The sequence below is a fragment of the Pseudarthrobacter sp. NPDC092439 genome (assembly GCF_044754945.1).
Classification (GTDB): domain Bacteria; phylum Actinomycetota; class Actinomycetes; order Actinomycetales; family Micrococcaceae; genus Arthrobacter.
Window position 1 is genome coordinate 565238 of sequence record NZ_JBIVQB010000001.1, and the last position, 23627, is coordinate 588864.

Below are 23627 nucleotides of genomic sequence, written 5' to 3' on the forward strand. Positions count from 1 at the left end.
GCAGGGCCGGTCAGGCCCATTCTTCGGAGCGGACCAGAATGGCCCCCGAGTCCGGGCAGAACACGATGTCCTCCGGAGCTGCAGCCTTGATGTCCGCAAGGTCCCCGGGGCTGAGTTTCATGCCGGAGGCTTCCGAGGTGCCATGGAACAGCCGGGCTGCCCCCACCCCGCGCCTGGCAAGGGTTTTTTCATAGACCGCCAGCAGCGGGGCATCCAGCGTCCCGGCGAAGGAGGCGCGCCGGCCCTTGACCTCCGCCGCTTCTGCGTCGACCGCGGCCAGTTGCTGGTCGAGCTCGCTTCGGATCGAGCCGAAGGAGCCCTGGATGTCGTCCACGATCTGCTGCTGGGCGGCCTGCTTTTCGCGCAGGGTGTCCAGACGTTCCAGGACTTCCAGTTCCACGTCCTCCAGGTCCGAGCGCCGCTTGTTGAGCGAGGCGATGTCCTTCTGGAGGGCCACCAGGTCCTTGGACAGCCCGGTGCCGCTGTTGAGCCGGGCTTCATCCCGGTTGATCCGTGAGGTGACCTGTTCGACGTCGGCTTCCGCACGCTTGAGCTCGGCTTCAGCGTCATGGACGGCCACCTTGGCCGCGCCGAGTTCGCCGTTGGCCACACCCAGCGCCGCTTCGAGGTCCTTGATCCGCGGGTCCGTCTCCAGGGCGCGCCGGCGGTTGGCGAGCGCGGTGAGCTTGGCGTCCAGTCCCTGCAGTTCGAGCAACTTCAACTGTTCTGCCGGTGCTGCCTTGGCCACTTTTACCTCCGCTTAATCCCTACCGGCCGGAGCCGGGCACCGAACCGGCGCTTCCTAGACTCTAGCTGCTGGCCTGCTTCCCCGCCCGGCTTAGCCGGGAGTGAGGATGAAGTCCCACGGGTCGCTGTTGGTGGTGCTGACCCGGATTTCAACGTCGTGGCCCTGGTCGCTGAGCACGTTTCCGAGCGCCGATGCGGCCGCCGGCAGCCACAGCCATTCGCTGGCGAAATGCGAGACGTCCACCAGGTAGGGCCGGCCATTGAGGGCCGCTTCCCGCGCTTCCGAGGCAGGATGGTGCCGCAGGTCTGCGGTGACGTAGACGTCCGCGCTGCTCGCCCTGACCTCGTTGAACAGCGAGTCCCCGGCACCGCCGCACACTGCGATCCGCCGAACCAGGCCGTCTTTGTCGCCGGAAACGCGCACTCCGCCGGCCACCGACGGCAGGATGCCGAACACGCGGGCAGCGAAATCGCCAAGGCTCATGGCATCCGGCAGTTCGCCCACGCGGCCGATGCCCTCTTCCGGCAGTCCGTTGGCCGACGTCGCCAGCGGGGCGACGTCCTGGAGCCCCAGCGCATCCGCCAGGACATCGGAAACGCCACCGACGGCGGAATCGCCATTCGTGTGTACCGTCAGCAACGCGGTGCCCGACTCGATCAGGCGGTGGACGGCCCGCCCCTTGGGGGTGGTGGCGGCGACAGTGGTGACGCCCTTCAGCAGGAGCGGGTGATGAGTGATCAGGAGCTCGGCACCCCACTCCACGGCCTCCTCGATCACCTCAAGCGTGGGGTCCACGGCGAACATGACCCGCGAAACCGGTGCGGCCGGATGCCCGGCTACCAGACCCACCTCGTCCCAGTTCTCCGCCAGCGACTCGGGCCACAGCTCCTCCACCGCCAGGAGCAACTCGGCCAGGGTCGGAACGGTTTCGGAAGCCGCTGCCGCCGAACCGGAGCCACCGGGCCCGGCCAAGGGGGCATCGCCGTCGTGGGTCTCTGGTCCGGTAACGTCGGTGTCCTCAGGTTCCATAGTCTTATTTCTACCCCATCGTTTGGTCCGGCCGGCAGGAGCAGGGAATCATCCGGGCCCGCCAACCATTGAAGAGATCATGAAAACTTTTGTCCTGGGCGGAGGCTGCTTCTGGTGCCTCGACGCCGTCTACCAGAAGACCAGGGGTGTCACCTCCGTGGTTTCCGGCTACACCGGCGGCCATGATCCCGAGCCTGACTACTACTCTGTGTGCAGCGGCACCACCGGGCATGCCGAAGTGGTCGCGGTGACTTTTGATGAGGAAGTCATCCCCGCCGACGTTGTCCTGGACATGTTCTTCGCGCTGCACGACCCCACCACACTGAACCGCCAGGGATACGACGTGGGCACGCAGTACCGGTCGTCGATGTTCTATGAGACAACGGAAGAGAAGATCCTGTTCGAGGAGGCCATCGAACGCAACCAGGCGCTGTGGGCGGACCCGATCGTGACCGAAGTCAGCCGGCTGCCGCGGTTCCACGTGGCCGAGGAATTCCACCAAAACTACTACGCCCGGTACCCGGAACAGGGCTACTGCCAGGTGATCATCAATCCCAAGCTCGCCAAGGCCCGGAAATATTACTCTGCATGGCTTAACGCTTAGCCAGCCTTGGGCGGCCTCGTTAGGCTGACCTCAGTATCCACCCCTCAAAGATAGGCGTATGTACATGGCACGGATCTATGACGATGTAACCCAGCTGGTTGGCGGAACTCCGCTGGTCAGGCTGAACCGGCTCAGCGAGGGGCTGGACGCCACCGTCGCTGTCAAGCTCGAGTTCTACAACCCGGCCAACAGCGTCAAGGACCGCATCGGCGTGGCCATCATCGACGCAGCGGAAAAGTCCGGCGCCCTGAAGCCCGGCGGCACCATCGTCGAAGGAACCTCCGGCAACACGGGCATCGCCCTGGCCATGGTGGGGGCTGCCCGGGGTTACAAAGTCATCCTCACGATGCCCGAGACCATGTCCACCGAGCGCCGCGTCATGCTGCGCGCCTTCGGTGCCGAGATCGTCCTGACCCCCGGATCCGAGGGCATGCGCGGCGCGGTGGAAAAGGCCCAGGAAATCGTGGCCAACACTGAGAACTCCATCTGGGCACAGCAGTTCGCCAACGAGGCCAACCCCCGGATCCACCGCGACACCACGGCCGAGGAAGTCTGGGCTGACACCGACGGCGGGGTTGACATCTTCGTCTCCGGCGTGGGCACCGGCGGAACCATCACCGGCGTCGGCCAGGTCCTGAAGGAACGCAAGCCCGGCGTGCAGATCGTGGCCGTGGAGCCCAAGGACTCCCCCATCCTCAACGGCGGGGCACCCGGACCGCACAAGATCCAGGGCCTCGGCGCAAACTTCATCCCCGAACTGCTGGACACCAGCGTTTACGACGAGGTCCTGGACGCCAGCCTGGAGGATTCCGTCCGCGTTGCCCGCGAACTTGGCGTCAAGGAAGGCATCCTGGGCGGCATCTCCTCCGGCGCCATCGTCTGGGGTGCGCTTGAGCTGGCCAAGCGCCCGGAAAACAAGGGAAAGCTGATCGTCGCCGTGGTCTGCGACTTCGGAGAGCGTTACATTTCCACGGTCCTCTACGACGACATCCGCGGCTGATCAGTCGCACTCCCCCTGTTTCCTGTAGAAAGGACTTTGTGGGCTTTTTCGCAAGACTGAAGGAAGACCTCGACGCCGCCCGGTCACACGACCCGGCGGCGCGGGGTTCTTTCGAGAACTTTTTCGCCTATTCGGGCCTCCACGCCATCTGGATCCACCGGCTGACGCACCGGATGTGGCAGAGCCCTGGCCTGCGGTTCCCCGCGCGCCTGCTCTCCCAGCTGGGCCGGTTCCTGACCGGCATCGAGATCCACCCAGGCGCAACGATCGGCCGGAGGTTCTTCATCGACCACGGAATGGGTGTGGTCATCGGCGAAACCGCGGAAATCGGCGAGGACGTCATGATTTACCACGGAGTGACCCTGGGCGGCCGCTCGCTGGCACGGATCAAGCGGCACCCCACCATCGGCGACCGTGTCACCATCGGCGCAGGCGCGAAGATCCTTGGCCCCATCACCATCGGGCGGGACAGCGCCGTGGGTGCCAACGCCGTAGTGGTCAAGGACGCACCGCCGGAGTCGATCGTCACCGGCGTTCCCGCCAGGTGGCGCCATCGGGACGCCCAGCGGGAAACCAAACCCGCCGTGGACCCGGCCGAATACGACATCGAATACCGGATCTGACACTTCAAGCCGAAAGGCGGGCAGCTCCCCCGGATTCCCGGGAGGCTGCCCGCCTTTCGCGTTGCTGCTGAAACTCGTGGGCGCAGAGCCTAGTGGGTGTCCACGGCTTCAACCTCGGACTTGTCCTCGCCCCACAGCGTGTGGAACGTTCCCTCGGCGTCCACGCGTCCGTAGGTGTGTGCACCGAACAGGTCGCGCTGACCCTGGATCAGGGCCGCTGCGACGCGCTTGCGGCGCAGGCCGTCGTAGTAGGCCAGCGAGGAGGAGAACACGGGCACCGGAATGCCGAGCTGGACCGCGGTGGCAACGACGCGCCGCCAGGCGGGGAGGGCGTCGGCGATGGCTTCGGTGAAGGCCGGAGCGAACAGGAGATTGGCAGGCTTTTCCTCTGCCGCGTAGGCCTTGGTGATGTCCTTGAGGAGCTCGGCGCGGATGATGCAGCCGGCCCGCCACAGGCTGGCGATCTCGTCCAGCTTGAGGTCCCAGTTGTATTCCTTGGCGGCCGAGGTCAGCATGTCCAGGCCCTGGGCGTAGGAGACCAGCTTGGAGGCGTAGAGCGCCTGGCGGACGTCCTCGACGAACGTTTCCGGGATCTGCACCTCTGCCTCGCGGCCGGCCAGCAGTTCCTGGCCAAGCTTGCGCTGGCCTGCCTGCGAGGACAGTGCGCGGGCGAAGACGGATTCGGCGATGCCGGATACCGGCGAGCCCAGTTCCAGGGCGGAGATAACGGTCCAGCGGCCGGTTCCCTTCTGCCCGGCGGCGTCCACCACGACGTCGACGAACGGCTTTCCGGTCTTGGCGTCCACGTGGCCCAGGACCTCGGCGGAGATTTCGATCAGGAAAGAGGACAGCTCGCCCTGGTTCCATTCGGTGAAGATCTTGGCCTGCTCTGCGGGCTCGATGCCTGCGCCGGAGCGCAGCAGGTCGAAGGCTTCGCCGATGACCTGCATGTCCGCGTACTCGATGCCGTTGTGGACCATCTTCACGAAGTGTCCGGCGCCGTCGGTGCCAACCCAGGCGCAGCAGGGCTCGCCGTCCACCTTGGCCGAAATTTTCTCCAGCAGCGGGCCGAGGGCCTTGTAGGACTCCCTCGAGCCGCCGGGCATGATGGACGGGCCGTTGAGGGCACCTTCCTCACCACCGGAGACACCGACGCCCACGAAGTGGAGGTCCTTCTTGGCCAGCGCAGCCTCGCGGCGGCGGGTGTCCTCGTAGTGGGAGTTGCCGGCGTCGATGATGATGTCGCCCGGTTCCAGGAGCGGTTCCAGCTGCTCGATGACGGAGTCGACCGGCTTGCCGGCCTTGACCATGATCAGGACGCGGCGGGGCTTCTCCAGCGAATCCACCAGCTCCTGCAGGGTCTCGGTGCGGACGAAGTCACCTTCAGAGCCGTACCGCTCCAGCAGCGCGTCTGTCTTTCCCACGGAGCGGTTGTGGAGGGCTACCGTGAATCCGTTCCGGGCAAGGTTGCGCGCCAGGTTGGCACCCATCACCGCGAGGCCGGTGACACCGATGTGTGCAGACATCAAATACTCCAATTCATCTTCATGCGACGGACGGCGGCCCCGGTTCCGGGTGCACCGCTCTATCGAGGGGTCGGAATAAAGCATATATATTCCCCGGCGTGCGGAAAAGCGGTGACCGCACCGTGGAACCCTGTGTGTCGGGACCGGTTGGCGCAGCAGCGGACGCGGGTACCGTTCCCACTAGGCTTATCAGCATGACCAGCAGCCTGCACCACCGTGCCATCGAAAGCCTTGGCACCCGCATCATTTCAGGCGAGCTGGCTGCCGGCCACGTCATGCTCGCGGAGCAGTTGGAAGACGAACTGCAGGTTTCCCGGTCAGTCATCCGTGAGGCAGTCCGTGTCCTGCAGTCGCTGGGCCTGGTGGAGACGACGAAACGGGTGGGAATCCGGGTTCTGCCGTCGCACCGCTGGAACCCCTTCGACGCGCAGGTGATCAGGTGGCGGCTTGCCGGTGAGGCGCGCGGTGCCCAGCTGCGGTCCCTCGCAGAGCTGCGCGCCGCCGTCGAACCCGCTGCGGCGGAGCTGGCCGCGCAAAACGCCCCGGCCGGGCTCAGGCTGGAACTGGTGGACGCCGCCTACGCCATGCGGGAAGCCGGCCACAGCGGCGACGTGGCCCGTTTCCTTGAACTGGACATCCGGTTCCACTCACTGCTGCTTTCGGGCTCCGGGAACGAAATGTTCGCCAACCTCATGGGGCAGGTGGCCGAAACGCTGACCGGGCGCACGGTGCACGGCCTCATGCCGGAGCATCCGCACGAGGGCGCGCTGCAGTGGCACGTGGACGTTGCCGAAGCCATCAGCCGGGGGGACGCCGCGGCGGCCAGGGAAGCATCCGACCGCATCCTCCGCCGCACCATTTCCCGGATGGCCGATACCTGGACAGGCCAGCCCAGGGTCTTTGTTCCGGTGGCGCCCTGAAACCGGCCGCAATGTTTTTTTGTTTCCGGAAGTTCACGGTATATTCGTTTTCAGGCCCTCCCCCGCGGCATCCCCCAATAGTCGCGGTGGAGGGCTTTCCACTGCCCCGGGGCAGCGGGACGGGTCAGGCCGCATCTGCCGCCTGTTCCCGCAGCCGCCAGCCGCCGCCCAGGCCGTCGCGCTCCAGGACCATGGTGGTCAGGGCTGAATTCCGGTTGCGGCCCAGCCTGACCTGCAGTTGGAGGACCTCCACGTCCACACCCGCTGCACCGCGCGGCATCCGGCGATGAACCTCCCACCAATTGATGCGCTCATACCACCTGACCGGCTGGGCAGCCACGTCCCATTGCCGACCGTCCCGGAGCACCGCCGTCGGAAGCCCGTCCCTGCCGGTGCGCACTATTACCTGTTCCATACGCGCAACCTACGGCAGGGGTCCGACAATGCCCGGTGCCGGTGCCCGAAACGCGAAAACCCCGCCATCACAGGCCGTTTGGCCTGCAATGACGGGGTTTCCTTTGGTGGGTCCTACCGGGATCGAACCGATGACATCCACGGTGTAAACGTGGCGCTCTACCAGCTGAGCTAAAGACCCAGGATGCGGATTACCGGCGCTTCACGCCGCAACCAACGAACATAGACTGTACCCGAACAGGGGCGGCAAACGCGAATCGGCGCCGTCTGCGCCTACAGCGGCGGGAGTTCCGCGGCCAGCCATGCCAGTGCTTCGCTCACGCCGGCCTCGAGTTTGACCACGGCACGGTCGTCGCCGCGCGTGGCGCCGCGGTTAATGATGACAACGGGTTTGCCGTTCTTCGCGGCATGCCGCACGAACCGCAGGCCGCTCATCACCGTCAGGGAGGACCCGGCCACCACCAGAGCCGGCGAACCATCCACCACCGCGTACGACCGCTCTACCCGTTCCTTGGGCACGCTTTCGCCGAAGTACACAAAGTCCGGCTTGAGCGTTCCGCCGCAGGCCGGGCATACGGCAACTACGAAGCTGCTGATCAGCCTGCGGTCCTCCACGGTGGCATCCGCATCCGGGGCCATCTCCACGAGCCCGCTCCGGCCAGCCCGCTCCAGGAAGTCCGGATTCAGTTCTTCCAGGACGGTCGCCAGGAACTGCCGCGGATAAGTCCGGGCGCAGTCGAGGCACACCACCTGGTCATACCGCCCGTGCAGGTCGATGACGTTGATGCTGCCGGCTCCCTGGTGCAGGCGGTCAACGTTCTGCGTGATCAATCCGGAAACGTAGCCTCGGCGCTCCAGCTCGGCGGCAGCATAATGTCCGCGGTTGGGGTCGGCATGGCGGAGCCGGGACCAGCCGATATGGTTGCGGGCCCAATACCGTTGCCGGTTCGCGGCGCTGCGGATGAATTCCTGGTAGGTCATGGGAGACCGCGGCGGCGAATCGGGGCTGCGATAATCCGGAATCCCGGAATCCGTGCTGAGGCCGGCACCGGTCAACAGGGCAAAGGGGCTGCCTGCCAGGACCGCGGCTATGCGTTCAAGGAGGCGGACGTCTTCAGCGGAAGGAAGGGACGGGCGCGACGGCGGCATGCTGGCAAAGCCTGTCAGGCCCACCCCGTGCCGTCCGGCGGCCATGGTGCATCAGTCCCGCACCAGGGCGGCCAAAGCCGCCTTGTATTCTGCCAGGTCCCGGGCCTGACCGCGCGGGTTCACCACGCTGTAGCGGACGATGCCCGCACCGTCGATGATGAACGTCCCGCGCCGGGCCATCCCCGTTTCGAAGTCGAAAACCCCGTACTCTGACGCAACGGCGCCGTGCGGCCAGAAGTCGGCCAGCAGATCGAAGCTGTAGCCCTCCTGGGCCGCATAGGCCCGAAGGCTGAACTTGCTGTCCACCGAGACTGCCAGGACCGTCGCATTCGCGTCCTCGAACGCGGCGATGTTGTCGCGGATTTCGCAGAGTTCACCGGTGCAGATTCCGGAAAACGCAAACGGGTAGAACACCAGCACAACGTTCTGGCCGGCAAAAGAAGACAGACGGACGGGCTCCCCGTACTGGTTGACCAGTTCAAAATCCGGTGCCTGCTGGCCGACCGCAGGAACAGTCCCGGCGGCAGCAGCAACTGCGGACGTCACTTGTTCTTCCTGCTGACAAGACGGGACGCGCTCCAGTCCTTTGAAACGCCGGCGGACGTGGTCACGTGCAGCCCGGCGGTGGGCGCGGCTTCCTGGATGTCTGCAGGGGACACGTAGCCATCGCGGCCGGACTTCGGGGTCAGGACCCAGACAACGCCGTTTTCGCTCAGGGTGGTGAGGGAATCCATCAGGCTGTCAACGAGGTCGCCGTCACCGTCGCGCCACCAGAGGATGACGGCGTCCGCCACCTCATGGTCGTCCTCATCCAGCAGCTCGGCGCCGGTGAGGTCCTCGATGTCGTCACGCAAGTCGAAGTCGACGTCGTCGTCGTAGCCGAACTCCTGAATCAGATCCCCGTTCTTGAAACCCAATTTTTCCGCCACATTTACCGAAGTGGCGGCGTCGGCCTCGCTCACGTGTTCCTCCAATGCCTCATATATGCAGTGTGCATGGTGATTTCCATTACTCCCAAGCCAACACCCTTTGGGCCCGCGCTTCAAGCTGCCGCCCCCGCCGGACGCCATATTCTGCATCACACCGTGGCCGGAAACCCGTCCCGCGGCGGCTTCTGTCACACAACCAGTATGACGGCGAAATACAAAGGCGGCGCCCGGCCCGCAGCTACGCATCGGCTTCCAGTGGCGGCTAGAGTGGCTGATGACAACTATGCCTGCCGGACGACAACCATGTGACTCCGCGCCGGCATGGGAGAGCTAGGACCCTGCCCGGCACACATGACCGGGCTGTTGTAACCGATACGTCGCATCACGGCGTATGTACGCCGGGCAGTCACCCTGCCTGGCCTGAGTGCGCCGATTCACGCGCGCAAAGAGAGGTTGGACGTGGCTGCAGGAGAAGATACCTCCCATATCCTCAGCGGGTTGACTAACCAGCTGCCTGATCGTGATCCGGAAGAGACTGCCGAATGGGTTGAGTCCCTGGATGCCCTGATCAGGGAACAGGGCACCGAACGTGCCCAATACATCATGCGGAGCCTGCTGCAGCGCGCCGGTGCGCAGAGCGTCGGGGTGCCGATGGTGACCACCACGGACTACGTGAACACCATCCCCGTGGACCAGGAAGCCGAATTCCCGGGCAATGAGGAATACGAGCGCCGCTACCGGGCCTACATGCGGTGGAACGCCGCCGTCATGGTGCACCGCTCCCAGCGCCCCAACATCGGCGTGGGCGGACACATCTCCACCTACGCCGGCGCGGCCACCCTCTACGAAGTGGGCTTCAACCACTTCTTCCGCGGGAAGGACCACCCCGGCGGCGGTGACCAGGTCTTCTTCCAGGGCCACGCCTCCCCCGGCATGTACGCCCGCGCCTTCATGGAGGGCCGGCTCTCCGAACAGGACCTGGACGGCTTCCGCCAGGAGAAGTCCCGCGAAGGACACGCCCTGTCCTCGTATCCGCACCCCCGCCTGATGCCCGACTTCTGGGAGTTCCCCACGGTGTCCATGGGCATCGGTCCCATGAACGCCATCTACCAGGCGCAGTCCAACCGCTACCTGCACAACCGCGGCCTCAAGGACACCTCGGACCAGCAGGTATGGGCGTTCCTCGGCGACGGCGAAATGGATGAGCCCGAATCGCGCGGCCTGCTCCAGCTCGCTGCCAACGAGAACCTGGACAACCTCAACTTCGTGATCAACTGCAACCTGCAACGCCTTGACGGGCCGGTCCGGGGCAACGGCAAGATCATGCAGGAACTCGAAGCCTTCTTCCGGGGTGCCGGCTGGAACGTCATCAAGGTGGTCTGGGGACGCGAGTGGGATGACCTCCTCGCCAAGGACAGCGACGGTTCACTGGTGAAGATCATGAACGAGACGCCGGACGGCGACTACCAGACCTACAAGGCAGAGTCCGGCGGGTTCGTCCGCGAGCACTTCTTCGGCAAGACCCCGCAGACCAAGGACATGGTTGCGGACCTCACCGACGACCAGATCTGGAACCTCAAGCGCGGCGGCCACGACTACCGCAAAGTGTACGCAGCCTACAAGGCAGCCACGGAGTTCAAGGGCAAGCCCACCGTCATCCTGGCGAAGACCGTCAAGGGCTACGGACTGGGTCCGCACTTCGAGGGCCGCAACGCGACCCACCAGATGAAGAAGCTCACCCTCGACGACCTGAAGAAATTCCGCGACCACCTGCGCATTCCGGTCACCGACGAGCAGCTGGAAAAGGACCCCTACCAGCCGCCATACTTCCACCCGGGCACGGACGCTCCGGAAATCAAGTACATGATGGAACGCCGGGCAGCGCTGGGCGGCTCCGTGCCGGAACGCCGTTCAAAGCACGCCGCCGTCACCCTGCCGGATGCCAAGTCCTACGAAGTGGCCAAGCGCGGCTCCGGCAAGCAGCAGGCCGCCACCACCATGGCGTTCGTCCGTCTGCTGAAGGACCTGATGCGGGACAAGGAGTTTGGCAAGCACATCGCGCCGATCATCCCGGATGAGGCGCGTACGTTCGGCATGGACGCGTTCTTCCCCACCGCGAAGATCTACAACCCCAAGGGCCAGAACTACCTGTCCGTGGACCGCGACCTGGTCCTGGCGTACAAAGAGTCGCCCGCGGGCCAGCTGATCCACCCCGGCATCAACGAGGCCGGCGCCGTGGCGGCCTTCACCGCTGCAGGCACGGCCTACGCCACCCACGGCGTGCCGCTGGTTCCGGTCTACGTGTTCTACTCGATGTTCGGTTTCCAGCGCACCGGTGACGCCTTCTGGGCTGCGGCGGACCAGATGGCCCGGGGCTTCATCATCGGCGCCACGGCAGGCCGCACCACCCTGACCGGCGAGGGCCTGCAGCATGCTGACGGCCACTCCCCGCTGCTGGCGTCCACCAACCCTGCCGTGGTCACGTACGATCCCGCGTACGGCTATGAGATGGGCCACATCATCCGTGACGGCCTGGAGCGGATGTACGGTCCGGAGAGCACCGACCGGAACCTGATGTATTACCTGACGGTGTACAACGAGCCGATCACCCAACCCGCGGAGCCGGAAGAGCTCGACGTGGAGGGCGTGATCAAGGGCATCTACCTGCTGGCTCCAGCCAAGATCGACGGCCCCCGCACCCAGCTGCTGGCGTCCGGTGTGTCCGTCCCCTGGGCCATTGAGGCGCAGCGGATCCTTGCCGAGGACTGGGGCGTTTCCGCGGACGTCTGGTCCGTCACGTCATGGAACGAGCTCCGCCGCGACGGACTGGCCGCCGAGGAAGAAGCGTTCCTCAACCCGGGACAGCCCGCCCGTGTGCCGTTCGTGACGCAGCAGCTGGCCGGTGCCACCGGTCCGGTGGTGGCCGTGAGCGACTACATGAAGGCCGTCCCGGACCAGATCCGCCAGTTCGTGCCGAATGAGTTCGCCACGCTCGGCGCTGACGGTTTCGGTTTCTCGGACACCCGCGCTGCGGCCCGCCGCTTCTTCAAGAACGACACCCACTCCATCGTGGTGCGTTCGCTGGAGATGCTGGCACGCCGTGGCGAGGTCGATGCCGAGGCTCCGGCCAAGGCCATCGAGAAGTACAAGCTGCACAACGTCAATGCCGGCACCACCGGCAACGCCGGAGGCGAAGCCTGACCCTGGCGCCCTGAACGCGACGTAAGACGGCGGCCCCCACCTTTCGAGGTGGGGGCCGCCGTCGTTCCCGGGCAGCCCGGCCGCGGCGGCGCCGGGCTGTGGCGCAGGCCATGGCGAATTGTAGCCTTCTCACAAATGGAGCTTCCGCGGCACTGCCCGTATGCTCAGATCATGCCAGCTCCCGCCACCCCGTCCGCCAAACGCAAACCCCCCGTCCCCAAAGCCACCCCGGAGAAGACGGAAACGCTCAAAAAGCTCCGCGCCAACGTGGGGCAGCTGTCCACCACCACCATGCGGGAGCTGGAAAAATCCCTGCCCTGGTATAGCCGGCTCAGTTCGGACGAACGGTCAGCACTCGGGATGGTGGCGCAGAACGGCATCGCCGCGTTCGTGACCTGGTATGAGCGGCCCAGCTCCCCGTCCTGGATCCTGACAGACGTCTTCGGTACCGCCCCCACGGAGCTGACCCGTTCCATCAGTCTTCAAAAAGCGCTGCAGCTGATCCGGATCGTGGTGGAAGTGGTGGAGGACCAGGTTCCGGTGATCGCACCGGAGGCGGACCAGCCCTCCCTGCGCGAAGCGGTGCTGCGGTACTCGCGCGAGGTGGCGTTCGCCGCCGCGGACGTCTACGCCCGCGCTGCGGAATCACGCGGTTCCTGGGACACCCGGCTGGAGGCGCTGATCGTGGACGCCATCCTCCGCGGCGAGAACACGGACGCGCTGCGTTCCCGTATCGCCGCGCTCGGCTGGAAGGCACAGGAGCGCTTTACCGTCATGGTGGGCAACTCCCCGTCGGAACCCAGCGCCAGCTATGTCAGCGAACTGCGCCGCATGGCCGGGCGCTACGCCGAAGATGCCCTGGTGGGCATCCAGGGCGACCGGCTCATCCTCATCCTGGGCGGGGTCCAGGACAGGGAAACCGCCTACGTGAAGCTCAGCGAAATGTTTGCTCCGGGACCGGTGGTCTACGGCCCGGAAGCGGGCTCGCTCCTGGAGGCCAGCGGCTCCGCACAGTCCGCCTTCGCGGGCTTGACCGCGGCCCGGGCCTGGCCTGCAGCACCGCGCCCGGTGGCAGCCGACGACCTCCTTCCCGAGCGCGTCATCTCGGGAGACGACGCCGCCCGCAGGTCCCTGGTGAAGAACATCTATCGGCCCCTGCTGGCGGCCTCCAACGGCCTGGTGGAGACCCTGGGCACCTACCTGGAGCTGGGCCATTCACTGGAGGCAACGGCGCGCGAACTGTTCGTCCACGCCAACACCGTCCGCTACCGCCTCAAGCGCGTCTGCGACGTCACCGGGTGGGATCCGCTGCTTCCCCGGGAGGCATTCGTCCTCCAGGCAGCCCTGGTGGTGGGCCGCCTGTCCGCCCCTCCCAGGGCCGCGGCGGAACGTCATCCTTCGCGGAATCAGACCTGACACGTTGTAGACTTCCTACAACCTGACCACGTGAGCTTGGTGCAGACAAACACCGCTGGATCACACCGCAATTTGGAAAGCTGGATACGTGCTTGCAATAGTCTGCCCTGGACAGGGCTCACAGACCCCGGGCTTCCTTGCCCCCTGGCTCGAGCTGCCCTCCGTGGCGGACCAGCTGGCGTCACTGAGCGACATGGCGGGCATTGACCTGATCGCCCACGGCACCACCTCGGACGAGGAGACGATCAAGGACACTGCCGTGGCGCAGCCCCTGATCGTTGCGGCCGGCCTGGTCGCTGCCTCGGCGCTCTTTGATGTGGAACTCAGCAGCCTGCCGGTCATCCTGGCAGGACACTCCGTCGGTGAAATCACGGCGTCTGCATTGGCCGGCGTGCTCACTGAGAAGGAAGCAATGACGTTCGTCCGCGAACGCGCCAACAACATGGCGGCCGCTGCCGCGGTGACTCCCACGGGAATGAGCGCAGTCGTGGGCGGCGACCCCGCTGAGGTCCTGGCCGCCATCGAGGCAGCGGGCGCCACGCCCGCCAACGTCAACGGCGCCGGCCAGACCGTGGCCGCCGGAACGTTCGACCAGCTCAAGGCGCTGGCCGAAGACCCGCCCGCCAAGGCCCGCGTCATCCCGCTGAAGGTGGCCGGAGCGTTCCACACCAGCCACATGTCGCCCGCCGTCAGCGCCCTGAAGGCGCTCGAGCCGCAGCTCGCCCCACAGGCGCCGTGCGTTCCCCTGCTCTCGAATTACGACGGCGGCGAGGTCACCGATGGCGGTGCCGCCGTCGCCAGCCTCATTGCCCAGGTTTCGCGGCCTGTCCGCTGGGACCTGTGCATGGAATCGCTGGTCCGGCGCGGGGTGACCGGCCTGATCGAGCTGGCACCGGCCGGCACGCTTGCCGGCCTGGCCAAGCGGGGCATGCCCGGCGTAAAAACCGTAGCCGTCAAGACCCCCGATGACCTGTCCGCGGCACTGGCACTCTTCGCAGAACTGGAGGGCAACGCATGAGCGTTCCCACGCTGAAACAGGCTCCCATCCAGGAGTACACCCGGATCCTGGGCCTTGGCGCCTACCGCCCGGACGTCATCGTCACCAACGAGGACGTGTGCCAGTGGATCGATTCCTCGGATGAGTGGATCCGCCAGCGCACCGGCATTGTGACGCGCCACCGGGCCCCTGCAGACGTCAGCGTTATCGACATGGCAGAAGGCGCTGCGCGCGAGGCCTTGGCGAAGGCCGGGATCGAGGCGTCGGAACTGGGCGCCGTCATCGTCTCCACGGTGACCCACCCTTACGCGACACCCTCCGCCGCTGCAAGCCTCGCCGACCGGCTGGGCGCCACTCCGGCTCCTGCCTTTGACATCTCCGCAGCCTGCGCGGGCTACTGCTACGGCATCGCCCAGGGTGACGCACTGGTCCGCTCCGGCACGGCGAAGTACGTCCTGGTGGTCGGAGCCGAAAAGCTTTCCGACGTCATCGACAACCGTGAGCGCACCATCTCCTTCCTCCTGGGGGACGGCGCAGGGGCAGTCGTCATCGGCCCCTCCGATACGCCGGGCATCGCGCCCTCGGTGTGGGGTTCGGACGGCAGCAAGTGGGATGCGATCGGCATGACGCGTTCGCTGCTGGACGTCCGGGACCTGGGGATGGCTGCGCGGCAGTCGGACTCCACCGGCGACCTCGCCCTGCTGGAAGAAGCCCAGGAGCTGTACCCCACCCTCCGCCAGGACGGCCAGACCGTCTTCCGCTGGGCAGTGTGGGAAATGGCCAAGGTGGCCCAGCAGGCCCTCGAAGCCGCCGGCGTGGAAGCCGAGGACCTGGTCGCCTTCATTCCGCACCAGGCCAACATGCGCATCATTGACGAGATGGTGAAGAAGCTCAAGCTGCCTGAAACGGTTACAGTGGCACGGGACATCGCTGACGCAGGCAACACGTCTGCGGCTTCCATCCCGCTGGCCACCCACCGCCTGCTCCAGGAAAACCCCGGGCTCAGCGGGGGCCTTGCCCTCCAGATCGGCTTTGGTGCCGGCCTGGTATTCGGCGCCCAAGTAGTCGTCCTTCCGTAGGAACGTCCCCACGGACCGCATCCGCGGCCCGCACCGTTTCCGGCAGTCCCTGCCGGCAATACAAGAAAAGGAGCCATCAATGGCTAGCAACGAAGAGATCCTGGCCGGCCTGGCTGAAATCGTCAACGAAGAGACCGGCCTGGCCCCGGAATCCGTAGAAATGGACAAGTCTTTTACCGAGGACCTGGACATCGACTCCATCTCCATGATGACCATCGTGGTCAACGCTGAAGAGAAGTTCGGCGTCCGCATCCCGGACGAAGAGGTCAAGAACCTCAAGACCGTCGGCGACGCCGTCAGCTTCATCGCCGGAGCACAGGCCTAGTCAGCCTTCGCCGCAAGGCGCCTGCGGGGCTGCCGGTCCGGATTCTCCGGCCGGCACCCCGCTGTCTTTATCCGGCGCACCCTGCGCCGCCCACCAAATGTGCGGGACCCTCCGAAGAACCGGAGACGGACTCCCCATCGACAGAGAGTGATCCCATGACACGCAAAGTAGTCATAACCGGTCTGGGCGCCACCACGCCCATCGGCGGCGATGTACCCACCATGTGGAACAACGCGCTCAAGGGGGTCTCCGGTGCCCGCACCCTGGAGGACGAGTGGGTTGCCCGGTATGAACTTCCCGTCCACTTCGCCGCCCGCTGCAGCACGCCCGCACTGGATGTCCTGAGCCGCGTCGAGGCCAAGAGGATGGACCCCTCCACCCAGTTCGGCGTCATCGCTGCGCGCGAGGCCTGGGCCGACTCCGGCATCACCGAAGTGGACCAGGACCGCCTGGCCGTAGCCTTCGCCACCGGCATCGGCGGCGTGTGGACGCTGCTGGACGCCTGGGACACCCTGAAGGAAAAGGGTCCCCGCCGGGTCCTGCCCATGACCGTTCCCATGCTGATGCCCAACGGTGTCGCAGCCGCCGTCAGCCTGGACCTTGGCGCCCGCGCCGGTGCGCACACTCCCGTCTCCGCGTGCGCTTCCGGCACCGAAGCCATGCACCTGGGCCTGGAACTCATCCGGTCCGGCAAGGCCGACGTGGTGATGTGCGGCGGTGCCGAAGCAGCCATCCACCCGATGCCGCTGGCAGCATTCGCCTCCATGCAGGCCCTGTCCCGTCGCAACGACGACCCGCAGGGCGCTTCGCGCCCCTACGACACGGCCCGTGACGGCTTTGTCATGGGTGAAGGCGCCGGTGCACTGGTGCTCGAGGCCGAGGAACATGCCCTGGCCCGCGGAGCGCGCATCTACGCTGAACTTGCCGGCACGTCCGTCACCGCTGACGCCTACCACATCACCGCACCCGACCCCGAAGGCCTGGGCGCCACGCGCGCACTGAAGGCGGCCATGTTCGACGGCCGCATCCAGTCGGAGGACGTGGTGCACGTCAACGCGCACGCCACCTCCACCCCCGTCGGTGACAAGCCCGAGTACACCGCACTCCGGGCGGCGCTGGGTGGCCACGTGGACAATGTCGCCGTGTCCGCCACCAAGTCCCAGATGGGGCACCTCCTGGGCGCTTCCGGCGCCGTGGAGGCTGTCCTGACCGTGCTTGCCGTTTATGACCGCAAGGCCCCTGTCACCATCAACCTCGAGAACCAGGATCCCGAGATCCCCCTCGACGTTGTGACCTCCGCCCGCGACCTGCCCTCGGGCAGCATCGTGGCGCTGAGCAACTCGTTCGGCTTCGGCGGACACAACGCCGTAGTGGCAGTCTGCAGCGTCTAGTTCCCGGCTGCACCAGGGTTATCCGGGGTATCCGGGACAACGCAGAAGAGGCCCCGCCAGCCGGCGGGGCCTCTTCTGCGTTATTGCCTGTTGTTGTTTCCTTGCTGGAGGAGGCAGTTGAAACAACGTACGACGGCGGTCAGCCCACCTGGTGCAGCCAGCGCACCGGAGCGCCTTCCGCGGCGTGCCGGAAGGGTTCGAGTTCCTCGTCCCAGGCTTCGCCGAGGGCGAGCGAGAGCTCATGGTAGACGGCTGCCGGGTCGCCGGCACCGGATTCGTAGGCGTACCGGATCCGGTCCTCTGAGACCATGATGTTGCCGTGTACGTCCGTGGTGGCGTGGAAGATTCCCAGCTCAGGGGTGTGCGACCAGCGGCCGCCGTCAACGCCCTGGCTTGGCTCCTCGGTAACCTCGTAGCGGAGGTGGGCCCAGCCGCGCAGGGACGAAGCCAGCTTGGCCCCTGTGCCAGGCGTACCGGTCCACGACAGCTCGGCACGGAACATTCCGGGCGCAGCCGGCTGAGGGGTCCACTCCAGGTCCGTCCGCTTGTCAACGACGGACCCGATGGCCCACTCCACATGCGGACACAGGGCCGTAGGGGCCGAGTGAACAAACAACACACCGCGGGTCATTGCAACAGACATTCCATCCTCCATAGCTCTAGGTACGTCTTCCCCAACGCCCTCAGCCCGGATGGAACAGCGATGCCATTCACCTGCGGTTGCGGTCTTCCGCGATATTCAGCTGTAGATGATCCAAGGTAAAACACCGTCCGGGCTGCCAAGCCGCATGAAGCCTCTGAGCTTCAAGCGGCAGTTGAAAGTTGCCGGACGTGATTCTTATTGTGCCGTACGCCCTGGAATTACGCCAGTGCAATACAGCGCCCTTTCGGGCCTCCCGCTCCCTGGTGCTGTCAGGCGCGGGGATGAGCCTGCTGGTAACTCTTGCGGAGGCGGTCCACAGAGACGTGGGTATAGATCTGGGTGGTGGCCAGGCTGCTGTGGCCCAGGATTTCCTGGACTGCACGCAGGTCCGCGCCGCCGTCCAGCAGATGGGTTGCAGCAGAGTGCCGGAGCGCATGCGGGCCGGAGGCGGAGGTGTCCCCCAGCGCTTCGAAAAGCCCGTGGACCAGGGACCGGACCTGGCGCTGGTCCACGCGGCCGCCGCGGGCGCCCAGGAACAACGCGGGTCCGCTCCCGGCTTTGACGAGCCGCGGGCGTCCCCTGCGGAGCCAGTCATCCAGGGCAACGGCAGCAGGGACGCCATAAGGAACGGTCCGTTCCTTATCGCCCTTGCCGATTACCCGCAGGGTCCGGCGGTCCTGGTCGAGGTCGTCGATGTCCAGGCCTGTCAGCTCACCCACCCGGATCCCCGTGGCGTAGAGCAGTTCCACCAGCGCCCGGTTGCGGACCGCCAGCGGCTCCCCTTCTGCTGCGTCCTGTTCGAGCCCGTCCAGGACCCGCTTCAGCTGCGACTCCTGCAGCACGCCAGGCAGTTGCCGTTCCCGCTGCGGCGCCTTGAGTCTCAGCGCGGGGTCCGCATCGATGCGTTCTTCCCGCAGCGCCCATGCTGTGAAGGACCGGGCCGTCGCGGCCCGGCGCGCCAGGGTGGCCCGGGCGACTCCGGCCTGGCTCAGGGCACCGAGCCAGCGGCGGAACGTCCCGAGCTCAAGGTCCCGGGGATCCGTGCAGCCCTCCCCGGCTGCGAACGAGAACAGGCTGCGCAGGTCGCCCCTGTACGCCCGCAGCGTGTGTGCCGACATGGCCCGTTCTCCCGAGACATAGCGGCAAAAGGCAGCCAGGGAGTCCCCGAGTGCTGCCGGCAACTGGTCTTCTTCCATCCGTCCACTGTCTCAGGCCCCGGTGCCGGACGGGTCCCCGGACACGGCACTCGGCGCGGGATCATTCCCCGCGGCGCATCAGGCGTTGGTCCTGCCGCGTTTCCAGGCACCCCGTTCGGAGACAGCCAGCCCCAGCAGGCCGAGGCGGCCCAACCCGGCCCGCACTGAGTCAGTACCCAGCCCGGCGACCGCGGCGAGCTTTTCCACGGAAGTGGTGGACCGCAAGGGCAGGGCGTCCAGCAGGATGAGGTCCTCGAGGGTAAGCCCGTCCTGCACGTGCGACGCACCTTGCCGCGGTTCCGGCAGGTCCGAGCCGCTGGGCGAAGCCAGCTCTGCGATTTCGGCGGCATCAGTGACGCACACAGCACCGCCGTCCCGCAGCAGGCGGTGGCAGCCGGCGGAATTGGCACTGTGTACCGATCCGGGCACGGCACCCACCGCCCTGCCCAGGGCCTCGGCGTGATGGGCTGTATTCAACGCCCCGGACCGCCACCGGGCCTCCACGACGACCGTCACCGCCGAGAGTGCCGCTATAAGCCGGTTGCGTTGGAGGAACCGGTATCTTGTGGGCGCGGACCCCGGCGGAACCTCTGCCAGGACGGCGCCCTGGTTTGCCACGGCGCGCAGCAGTTCCTCATTGCCGGAGGGGTAGAACCGGTCCACGCCGCCGGCCATCACGGCGATGGTGGGAACAGATCCGCTGGCTCCGGCCAGTGCTGCACGGTGGGCGTGCGCATCGATGCCATAGGCGCCGCCGGACACCAGCGTAAAGCCGCGCTGCGCCAGGGAGTACGCCATGTCCCCCGTTACCGCGGCACCATAGCTGGTGCTGTCCCGGGAGCCGACCAAGGCGATGCTTCGCTCCGCCTGGGGCAACTGCTGTTCATGCCCACGCCACCAGAGGCAGATCGGCTCCTGGATGCCCAGATCGGCCAGCTGTTCCGGCCAGAGGTCGTCCGAGGGGATCAGCAGGCGGCCGCCCAGGCGCGCCATGGTGGCAAGGTCCCGTTCCGGCGCGAGGTCCGGGGCCCGGGGCAGCCAACGTTTCAGACAGGCAGCCAGGCCCGACCAGCCAGCCGCAACACCGTTGTCCGCGAGCAAGCAGCTGATTTCCTGTTCAATTCCGGCGCCGCCGGCCACCTGGCCCGTAGCGATCCGCAGGGCGTCCACGGACCCTGCGGCCTGGACAAGGGCCAGACCGGCGGCGTCCTGGGGCTCCAGGAGCCGGGAAAGTGCCGCGCGGGCAAGCCTTTCAGTGTCCATGGCTGTATCCCTCATGCCGCTGCCGCCGCTGCCTGCCGCAGGCCCAGGGCCTGACCAATGTCGTTGGACTCCGGAGCGTCCCGGTGCCCCAGGTCCGCCAGGGTCCAGGCCAGCCTGAGCACGCGGTCGTACCCGCGCGCCGTGAGGACGCCGCGTTCCAGGGACCGGTCAAGGATCCGCGTGGCGCCTGGGGCCAGGCGGAGATCACCGCGCAGGATGCGGCCCGGCACCTGGGAATTTGTTTCCAACCCGAAGGCCGCCAGCCTGTCCAGCTGCCGGGCGCGGGCTTCCTTGACCCGCCCTGCCACCACGGCAGTGCCCTCCTCGGCTGCGGACTGGCCGAATTCGGCCAGCGAAACCCGTTCGACCCGCAGCTGAATGTCCACCCTGTCCAACAGCGGACCGGAGAGCCGCGCAAGATAGCGGCGCCGCATCATTGGGGTGCAGGTGCACTCAAGACCTTTGCCGGACGCTTTGCCACAGGGGCAGGGGTTTGCTGCCAGCACCAGCTGGAACCTGGCAGGGTACGCGGCGGTCCCGGCCGAGCGGTGGATCACCAGCTCCCCGGATTCCAGCGGCTGGCGCAGTGCATCAAGCACGCGCCGCTCATATTCGGGCGCCTCGTCCAGGAACAGCACGCCCCGGTGTGCCCGGGATGCTGCCCCCGGCCGGGGCAGGCCGGATCCCCCGCCGATAATGGCGGCCGGCGTTGCGGTATGGTGCGGGTTTTCGAACGGCGGCCGCCGCAAAAGCTGCACTGCGGAGGAGGGCAGCCCGCTCAGCGAGTGGATGGCCGTGACCTCCATTGATTCCTGGTCCCCGAGGTCCGGGAGAAGGCCCGGAAGCCGCTCGGCGAGCATGGTCTTCCCGGCGCCGGGCGGGCCAGTCAGCAGGAGGTGGTGGGCCCCGGCGGCTGCAACCTCAAGGGCGCGGCGGGCGTCGCCCTGCCCGGAGACATCTGCCATGTCCGGGACCACCCCGGACTCCTGAGGGCCATCCCCTTCCTGGTCTGCGTCCTCGGGCTCGAAGTCCAGTGCGAGGTCCTGCGGGTCCGCTCCGAAATCGAAGGCGACCCGGGCAAGGGTCCGGTAACCGCGGACGTTGGCCCCGGGAACCAGCGCGGCCTCGGCATAGTTGGCCTGCGCCACCACTATGTCGGGGTAGCCGGCTTGGACGGAGGCCATGACCGCCGGAAGGATGCCGCGGACCGGGCGCAGCCGGCCGTCCAGCCCAAGTTCGGCGATGAAGACTGTCCGCCCGGACGGCCTGGTGTCGTTGGCGGCCCGAAGCACGGCCATGGTGACTGCGAGGTCGAATCCGGATCCGCGCTTGGGCAGTGAGGCCGGAATAAGATTGGCCGTGATCTTGCGCCGGCTCAGCGGAATGCCTGAGTTCTTGGCGGCCGAACGGATGCGTTCCTTGGCCTCATTAAGCGAGGCGTCCGGAAGGCCGAGGATCACGAATGCGGGCAGCGTCTGGCCGATGTCCGCTTCAACCTCCACCATGTATCCGTTCAGCCCCAGCAGCGCCACGGAGTAGGTGCGGCCCAGCGCCATCACCCCACCCCCTTGAGGTGCTCCAGCTGCGGCGCGCCGCCGCCGTCGTCCACTACCGCAATAACGTCCACGCGGCGCCGGGACATCCGCAGCTCCCGGTCACGGCACCAGGCTGTACCGAGGCGGTGGAGCCGGGCAAGCTTGTCAGCCCCCACCGCTTCAAAGGGATGTCCGTAGTCGAGCGAACGCCGGGTTTTCACTTCCGCAATGACCAGGGCGTCCCCGTCCAGGGCCACGATGTCGATCTCGCCTTCAGCGCAGCGCCAGTTGCGTTCCACCACCAGCATGCCCAGCGATTCCAGATAGCCTGCCGCGAGTTCTTCGCCCCGCCGGCCCAGCACGTCTTTGGATTTCATGTCCACCTCCACCACCAGCCTGACGGGGTGCGGGGAGCAGCGGGCAGGAAACTTTCGCTATGTGGACAGGCCGCCTGCCAAGGGCGGATGTGGAGGAGAAGTGGCCAGGTTAGTTGCCCAGGTCCACGTCCTTGGGAAGAGCCAGTTCCTCGTTGCGCGGCAGTTCTTCGACGTTGACGTCCTTGAAGGTGAGCACGCGGACGCTTTTGACGAACCGTGCCGAGCGGTACACGTCCCAGACCCAGGCGTCCTGCAGGGTCAGGTCGAAGTAGACCTCGCCGTCGGCGCTGCGCGCCTGGAGGTCAACGTGGTTGGCAAGGTAGAAGCGACGCTCGGTCTCGACTACGTAGCTGAACAGGCCCACAACATCCCGGTACTCGCGGTAGAGCTGCAGTTCCATGTCAGTCTCATAGTTTTCAAGATCCTCAGCACTCATGCTTCCATCTTGCACCATCGGCAGCCGCGTGGGCGCCCGTCAGGCCCCGGCCTCCTGGAGCTCCCCGTCCTGCAGCACTTCCAGATCGCCGCCAAGCAGCCGCCAGCTCACCCGGTGGTAGGGGGTGGGACCCTCAGTCCGGAGGGCGTCACGGTGCAGGGCGGTGGCGTATCCCTTGTTGACGTCCCAGCCGAAGCCGGGATATTCGGCGTGAAGGGTCCGCATGGCCTGGTCCCGTTCCACTTTGGCGATGACGCTGGCGGCGGCAACGCTGAGGCACTGCATGTCCGCCTTGACCTTGGTGTGCACGGGTGCTTCGCACCCGCTGTCCTGGACAGGTCCGTCGAAGAGGGACGGCTGCCCGGCCGGCGAAAGCCAGTTGTGGCTCCCGTCCAGGAGGACCATGTCAGGCGTGATGCCGGCAGCGAGGACCGTACTCCATGCCCGCGTACCGGCCAGGCGAAGCGCGGCGATGATGCCGAGCGCGTCGATTTCCGCCGCGGAGGCATGGCCTACGGCCGACGCGATGCTCCAACGCCGGACCAGCGGTTCAAGCCGCTCCCGTTCGGCGGCGCTCAGCAGCTTGCTGTCCCGGACCCCTGCCAGGGGTTTCTGGCGCTCAAGGTCCACCACCGCGATGCCTACGCTCACGGGTCCGGCCAGCGCTCCCCTGCCGACTTCGTCCACGCCTGCCAGGAATCGGACCCCACTGCTGCGGAACGTCCGTTCGTGCCGCAGGGTGGGCGCCTTGCGGCTGGCAGGGGTTTTCGCCGCAGCCACTTTGGCGGTGCGCGTTGGGGTGCTGGTCTGGTTCTCGGCAGGCATG

The 23627-nt window shown here is 66.6% G+C and carries 24 protein-coding genes and 1 tRNA gene; 10 read left to right on the forward strand and 15 right to left on the reverse strand.

The genetic code is table 11. From position 1 onward, the window contains the following. Positions 1–10 precede the first annotated feature (10 nt). Positions 11–748 carry a zinc ribbon domain-containing protein gene (locus ACIQCM_RS02655; protein WP_400603424.1) on the reverse strand — a complete coding sequence of 246 codons (738 nt, stop codon included), beginning with the start codon at positions 746–748 and terminating at the stop codon, positions 11–13. A 90-nt stretch (positions 749–838) separates the two neighbouring features. Beyond that, positions 839–1777, reverse strand: a complete 939-nt coding sequence (locus ACIQCM_RS02660) for a Nif3-like dinuclear metal center hexameric protein (RefSeq protein WP_400603423.1) — start codon at positions 1775–1777, stop codon at positions 839–841. 79 nt (positions 1778–1856) lie between these two features. On the opposite strand from ACIQCM_RS02660, the gene msrA reads away from it, so the two are divergent. The 3 genes from msrA to epsC all read left to right on the forward strand — a co-directional run bounded on the left by msrA (position 1857) and on the right by epsC (position 4004). After that, positions 1857–2381 (forward strand): peptide-methionine (S)-S-oxide reductase MsrA, encoded by a 525-nt coding sequence (gene msrA, locus ACIQCM_RS02665; protein WP_400603422.1) that lies wholly within the window; start codon positions 1857–1859, stop codon positions 2379–2381. Between the two features lie 64 nt (positions 2382–2445). Further along, positions 2446–3381, forward strand: a complete 936-nt coding sequence (gene cysK / locus ACIQCM_RS02670) for a cysteine synthase A (RefSeq protein ID WP_400603421.1) — start codon at positions 2446–2448, stop codon at positions 3379–3381. A 38-nt stretch (positions 3382–3419) separates the two neighbouring features. After that, the gene (gene epsC / locus ACIQCM_RS02675; RefSeq protein WP_400603419.1) at positions 3420–4004 is read left to right on the forward strand and encodes a serine O-acetyltransferase EpsC; all 585 of its coding nucleotides are present in this window, start codon (positions 3420–3422) and stop codon (positions 4002–4004) included. A gap of 89 nt (positions 4005–4093) precedes the next feature. Here the strand turns inward: epsC and gndA are convergent, their stop codons facing one another. After that, on the reverse strand, positions 4094–5530 hold the full coding sequence (gene gndA, locus ACIQCM_RS02680; protein WP_400603418.1) for an NADP-dependent phosphogluconate dehydrogenase: 1437 nt from the start codon (positions 5528–5530) through the stop codon (positions 4094–4096). Positions 5531–5724: 194 nt separating this feature from the next. Here gndA and ACIQCM_RS02685 point away from each other — a divergent pair, with 194 nt between their 5' ends. Further along, positions 5725–6450, forward strand: coding sequence for a FadR/GntR family transcriptional regulator (locus tag ACIQCM_RS02685; RefSeq protein WP_400603417.1), 726 nt, complete (start codon positions 5725–5727; stop codon positions 6448–6450). A gap of 124 nt (positions 6451–6574) precedes the next feature. Here ACIQCM_RS02685 and ACIQCM_RS02690 read toward each other — a convergent pair whose 3' ends face one another. From ACIQCM_RS02690 to ACIQCM_RS02710, 5 genes are all read right to left on the reverse strand, one after another. Beyond that, entirely contained in the window at positions 6575–6865 is a 291-nt protein-coding gene (locus tag ACIQCM_RS02690; RefSeq protein WP_400603416.1) for a hypothetical protein, read from the reverse strand. 104 nt (positions 6866–6969) lie between these two features. Beyond that, positions 6970–7045: transfer RNA gene (locus ACIQCM_RS02695), tRNA-Val, on the reverse strand. Between the two features lie 92 nt (positions 7046–7137). Further along, entirely contained in the window at positions 7138–8058 is a 921-nt protein-coding gene (locus tag ACIQCM_RS02700; RefSeq protein WP_400603415.1) for an NAD-dependent protein deacetylase, read from the reverse strand. 6 nt (positions 8059–8064) lie between these two features. Further along, positions 8065–8559 carry a peroxiredoxin gene (locus tag ACIQCM_RS02705; RefSeq protein WP_400603414.1) on the reverse strand — a complete coding sequence of 165 codons (495 nt, stop codon included), beginning with the start codon at positions 8557–8559 and terminating at the stop codon, positions 8065–8067. Next, positions 8556–8975, reverse strand: coding sequence for a DUF3052 domain-containing protein (locus ACIQCM_RS02710; RefSeq protein ID WP_400603413.1), 420 nt, complete (start codon positions 8973–8975; stop codon positions 8556–8558). Before ACIQCM_RS02710 ends, ACIQCM_RS02705 begins: the two co-directional genes overlap by 4 nt. 426 nt (positions 8976–9401) lie before the next feature. On the opposite strand from ACIQCM_RS02710, the gene aceE reads away from it, so the two are divergent. From aceE to ACIQCM_RS02740, 6 genes are all read left to right on the forward strand, one after another. After that, complete coding sequence (gene aceE / locus ACIQCM_RS02715; RefSeq protein WP_400603412.1) at positions 9402–12143, forward strand: pyruvate dehydrogenase (acetyl-transferring), homodimeric type; 2742 nt, start codon at positions 9402–9404, stop codon at positions 12141–12143. Positions 12144–12314: 171 nt separating this feature from the next. Continuing rightward, positions 12315–13559, forward strand: coding sequence for a PucR family transcriptional regulator (locus ACIQCM_RS02720; RefSeq protein WP_400603411.1), 1245 nt, complete (start codon positions 12315–12317; stop codon positions 13557–13559). A gap of 88 nt (positions 13560–13647) precedes the next feature. Further along, positions 13648–14577, forward strand: coding sequence for an ACP S-malonyltransferase (locus tag ACIQCM_RS02725; RefSeq protein ID WP_400603410.1), 930 nt, complete (start codon positions 13648–13650; stop codon positions 14575–14577). Continuing rightward, a complete protein-coding gene (locus ACIQCM_RS02730; RefSeq protein WP_400603409.1) occupies positions 14574–15635 on the forward strand; it encodes a beta-ketoacyl-ACP synthase III in 1062 nt (353 codons plus the stop codon). Before ACIQCM_RS02725 ends, ACIQCM_RS02730 begins: the two co-directional genes overlap by 4 nt. Before the next feature lie 79 nt (positions 15636–15714). Continuing rightward, positions 15715–15960: an acyl carrier protein gene (locus ACIQCM_RS02735; protein WP_377215979.1), complete on the forward strand. Its 246-nt coding sequence runs from the start codon at positions 15715–15717 to the stop codon at positions 15958–15960. A 155-nt stretch (positions 15961–16115) separates the two neighbouring features. Then, positions 16116–17351 (forward strand): beta-ketoacyl-[acyl-carrier-protein] synthase family protein, encoded by a 1236-nt coding sequence (locus ACIQCM_RS02740; protein WP_400633646.1) that lies wholly within the window; start codon positions 16116–16118, stop codon positions 17349–17351. A 139-nt stretch (positions 17352–17490) separates the two neighbouring features. Here the strand turns inward: ACIQCM_RS02740 and ACIQCM_RS02745 are convergent, their stop codons facing one another. The 7 genes from ACIQCM_RS02745 to ACIQCM_RS02775 form a co-directional block, all read right to left on the reverse strand. Beyond that, entirely contained in the window at positions 17491–17994 is a 504-nt protein-coding gene (locus ACIQCM_RS02745) for a DUF3145 domain-containing protein (protein WP_400603407.1), read from the reverse strand. A 269-nt stretch (positions 17995–18263) separates the two neighbouring features. Then, on the reverse strand, positions 18264–19190 hold the full coding sequence (locus ACIQCM_RS02750; protein WP_400603406.1) for a tyrosine recombinase XerC: 927 nt from the start codon (positions 19188–19190) through the stop codon (positions 18264–18266). A 78-nt stretch (positions 19191–19268) separates the two neighbouring features. Then, on the reverse strand, positions 19269–20453 hold the full coding sequence (gene dprA, locus ACIQCM_RS02755) for a DNA-processing protein DprA (protein ID WP_400603405.1): 1185 nt from the start codon (positions 20451–20453) through the stop codon (positions 19269–19271). Between the two features lie 11 nt (positions 20454–20464). Next, on the reverse strand, positions 20465–22009 hold the full coding sequence (locus tag ACIQCM_RS02760) for a YifB family Mg chelatase-like AAA ATPase (RefSeq protein WP_400603404.1): 1545 nt from the start codon (positions 22007–22009) through the stop codon (positions 20465–20467). Further along, positions 22009–22365 carry a YraN family protein gene (locus ACIQCM_RS02765; RefSeq protein ID WP_400603403.1) on the reverse strand — a complete coding sequence of 119 codons (357 nt, stop codon included), beginning with the start codon at positions 22363–22365 and terminating at the stop codon, positions 22009–22011. The genes ACIQCM_RS02760 and ACIQCM_RS02765 overlap by 1 nt, the downstream gene beginning before the upstream one ends. Before the next feature lie 109 nt (positions 22366–22474). Continuing rightward, entirely contained in the window at positions 22475–22801 is a 327-nt protein-coding gene (locus ACIQCM_RS02770) for a DUF2469 domain-containing protein (RefSeq protein WP_056335405.1), read from the reverse strand. 39 nt (positions 22802–22840) lie between these two features. Further along, positions 22841–23626 (reverse strand): ribonuclease HII, encoded by a 786-nt coding sequence (locus tag ACIQCM_RS02775; RefSeq protein ID WP_400603402.1) that lies wholly within the window; start codon positions 23624–23626, stop codon positions 22841–22843. Between the last annotated feature and the right edge of the window lies 1 nt (position 23627).

Excerpts from the sequence above, each read along its gene's own strand:
- ACIQCM_RS02760 (WP_400603404.1), bottom strand. The coding sequence starts at position 22,009 with ATGGCGCTGGGCCGCACCTACTCCGTGGCGCTGCTGGGGCTGAACGGA.
- cysK (WP_400603421.1), top strand. The coding sequence starts at position 2,446 with ATGGCACGGATCTATGACGATGTAACCCAGCTGGTTGGCGGAACTCCG.
- ACIQCM_RS02730 (WP_400603409.1), top strand. The coding sequence starts at position 14,574 with ATGAGCGTTCCCACGCTGAAACAGGCTCCCATCCAGGAGTACACCCGG.
- ACIQCM_RS02745 (WP_400603407.1), bottom strand. The coding sequence starts at position 17,994 with ATGTCTGTTGCAATGACCCGCGGTGTGTTGTTTGTTCACTCGGCCCCT.
- ACIQCM_RS02720 (WP_400603411.1), top strand. The coding sequence starts at position 12,315 with ATGCCAGCTCCCGCCACCCCGTCCGCCAAACGCAAACCCCCCGTCCCC.
- ACIQCM_RS02770 (WP_056335405.1), bottom strand. The coding sequence starts at position 22,801 with ATGAGTGCTGAGGATCTTGAAAACTATGAGACTGACATGGAACTGCAG.
- ACIQCM_RS02690 (WP_400603416.1), bottom strand. The coding sequence starts at position 6,865 with ATGGAACAGGTAATAGTGCGCACCGGCAGGGACGGGCTTCCGACGGCG.
- ACIQCM_RS02750 (WP_400603406.1), bottom strand. The coding sequence starts at position 19,190 with ATGGAAGAAGACCAGTTGCCGGCAGCACTCGGGGACTCCCTGGCTGCC.
- msrA (WP_400603422.1), top strand. The coding sequence starts at position 1,857 with ATGAAAACTTTTGTCCTGGGCGGAGGCTGCTTCTGGTGCCTCGACGCC.
- ACIQCM_RS02765 (WP_400603403.1), bottom strand. The coding sequence starts at position 22,365 with ATGAAATCCAAAGACGTGCTGGGCCGGCGGGGCGAAGAACTCGCGGCA.
- ACIQCM_RS02685 (WP_400603417.1), top strand. The coding sequence starts at position 5,725 with ATGACCAGCAGCCTGCACCACCGTGCCATCGAAAGCCTTGGCACCCGC.
- ACIQCM_RS02700 (WP_400603415.1), bottom strand. The coding sequence starts at position 8,058 with ATGGCCGCCGGACGGCACGGGGTGGGCCTGACAGGCTTTGCCAGCATG.
- gndA (WP_400603418.1), bottom strand. The coding sequence starts at position 5,530 with ATGTCTGCACACATCGGTGTCACCGGCCTCGCGGTGATGGGTGCCAAC.
- ACIQCM_RS02740 (WP_400633646.1), top strand. The coding sequence starts at position 16,116 with ATGACACGCAAAGTAGTCATAACCGGTCTGGGCGCCACCACGCCCATC.
- ACIQCM_RS02660 (WP_400603423.1), bottom strand. The coding sequence starts at position 1,777 with ATGGAACCTGAGGACACCGACGTTACCGGACCAGAGACCCACGACGGC.
- dprA (WP_400603405.1), bottom strand. The coding sequence starts at position 20,453 with ATGGACACTGAAAGGCTTGCCCGCGCGGCACTTTCCCGGCTCCTGGAG.
- ACIQCM_RS02775 (WP_400603402.1), bottom strand. The coding sequence starts at position 23,626 with ATGCCTGCCGAGAACCAGACCAGCACCCCAACGCGCACCGCCAAAGTG.
- ACIQCM_RS02735 (WP_377215979.1), top strand. The coding sequence starts at position 15,715 with ATGGCTAGCAACGAAGAGATCCTGGCCGGCCTGGCTGAAATCGTCAAC.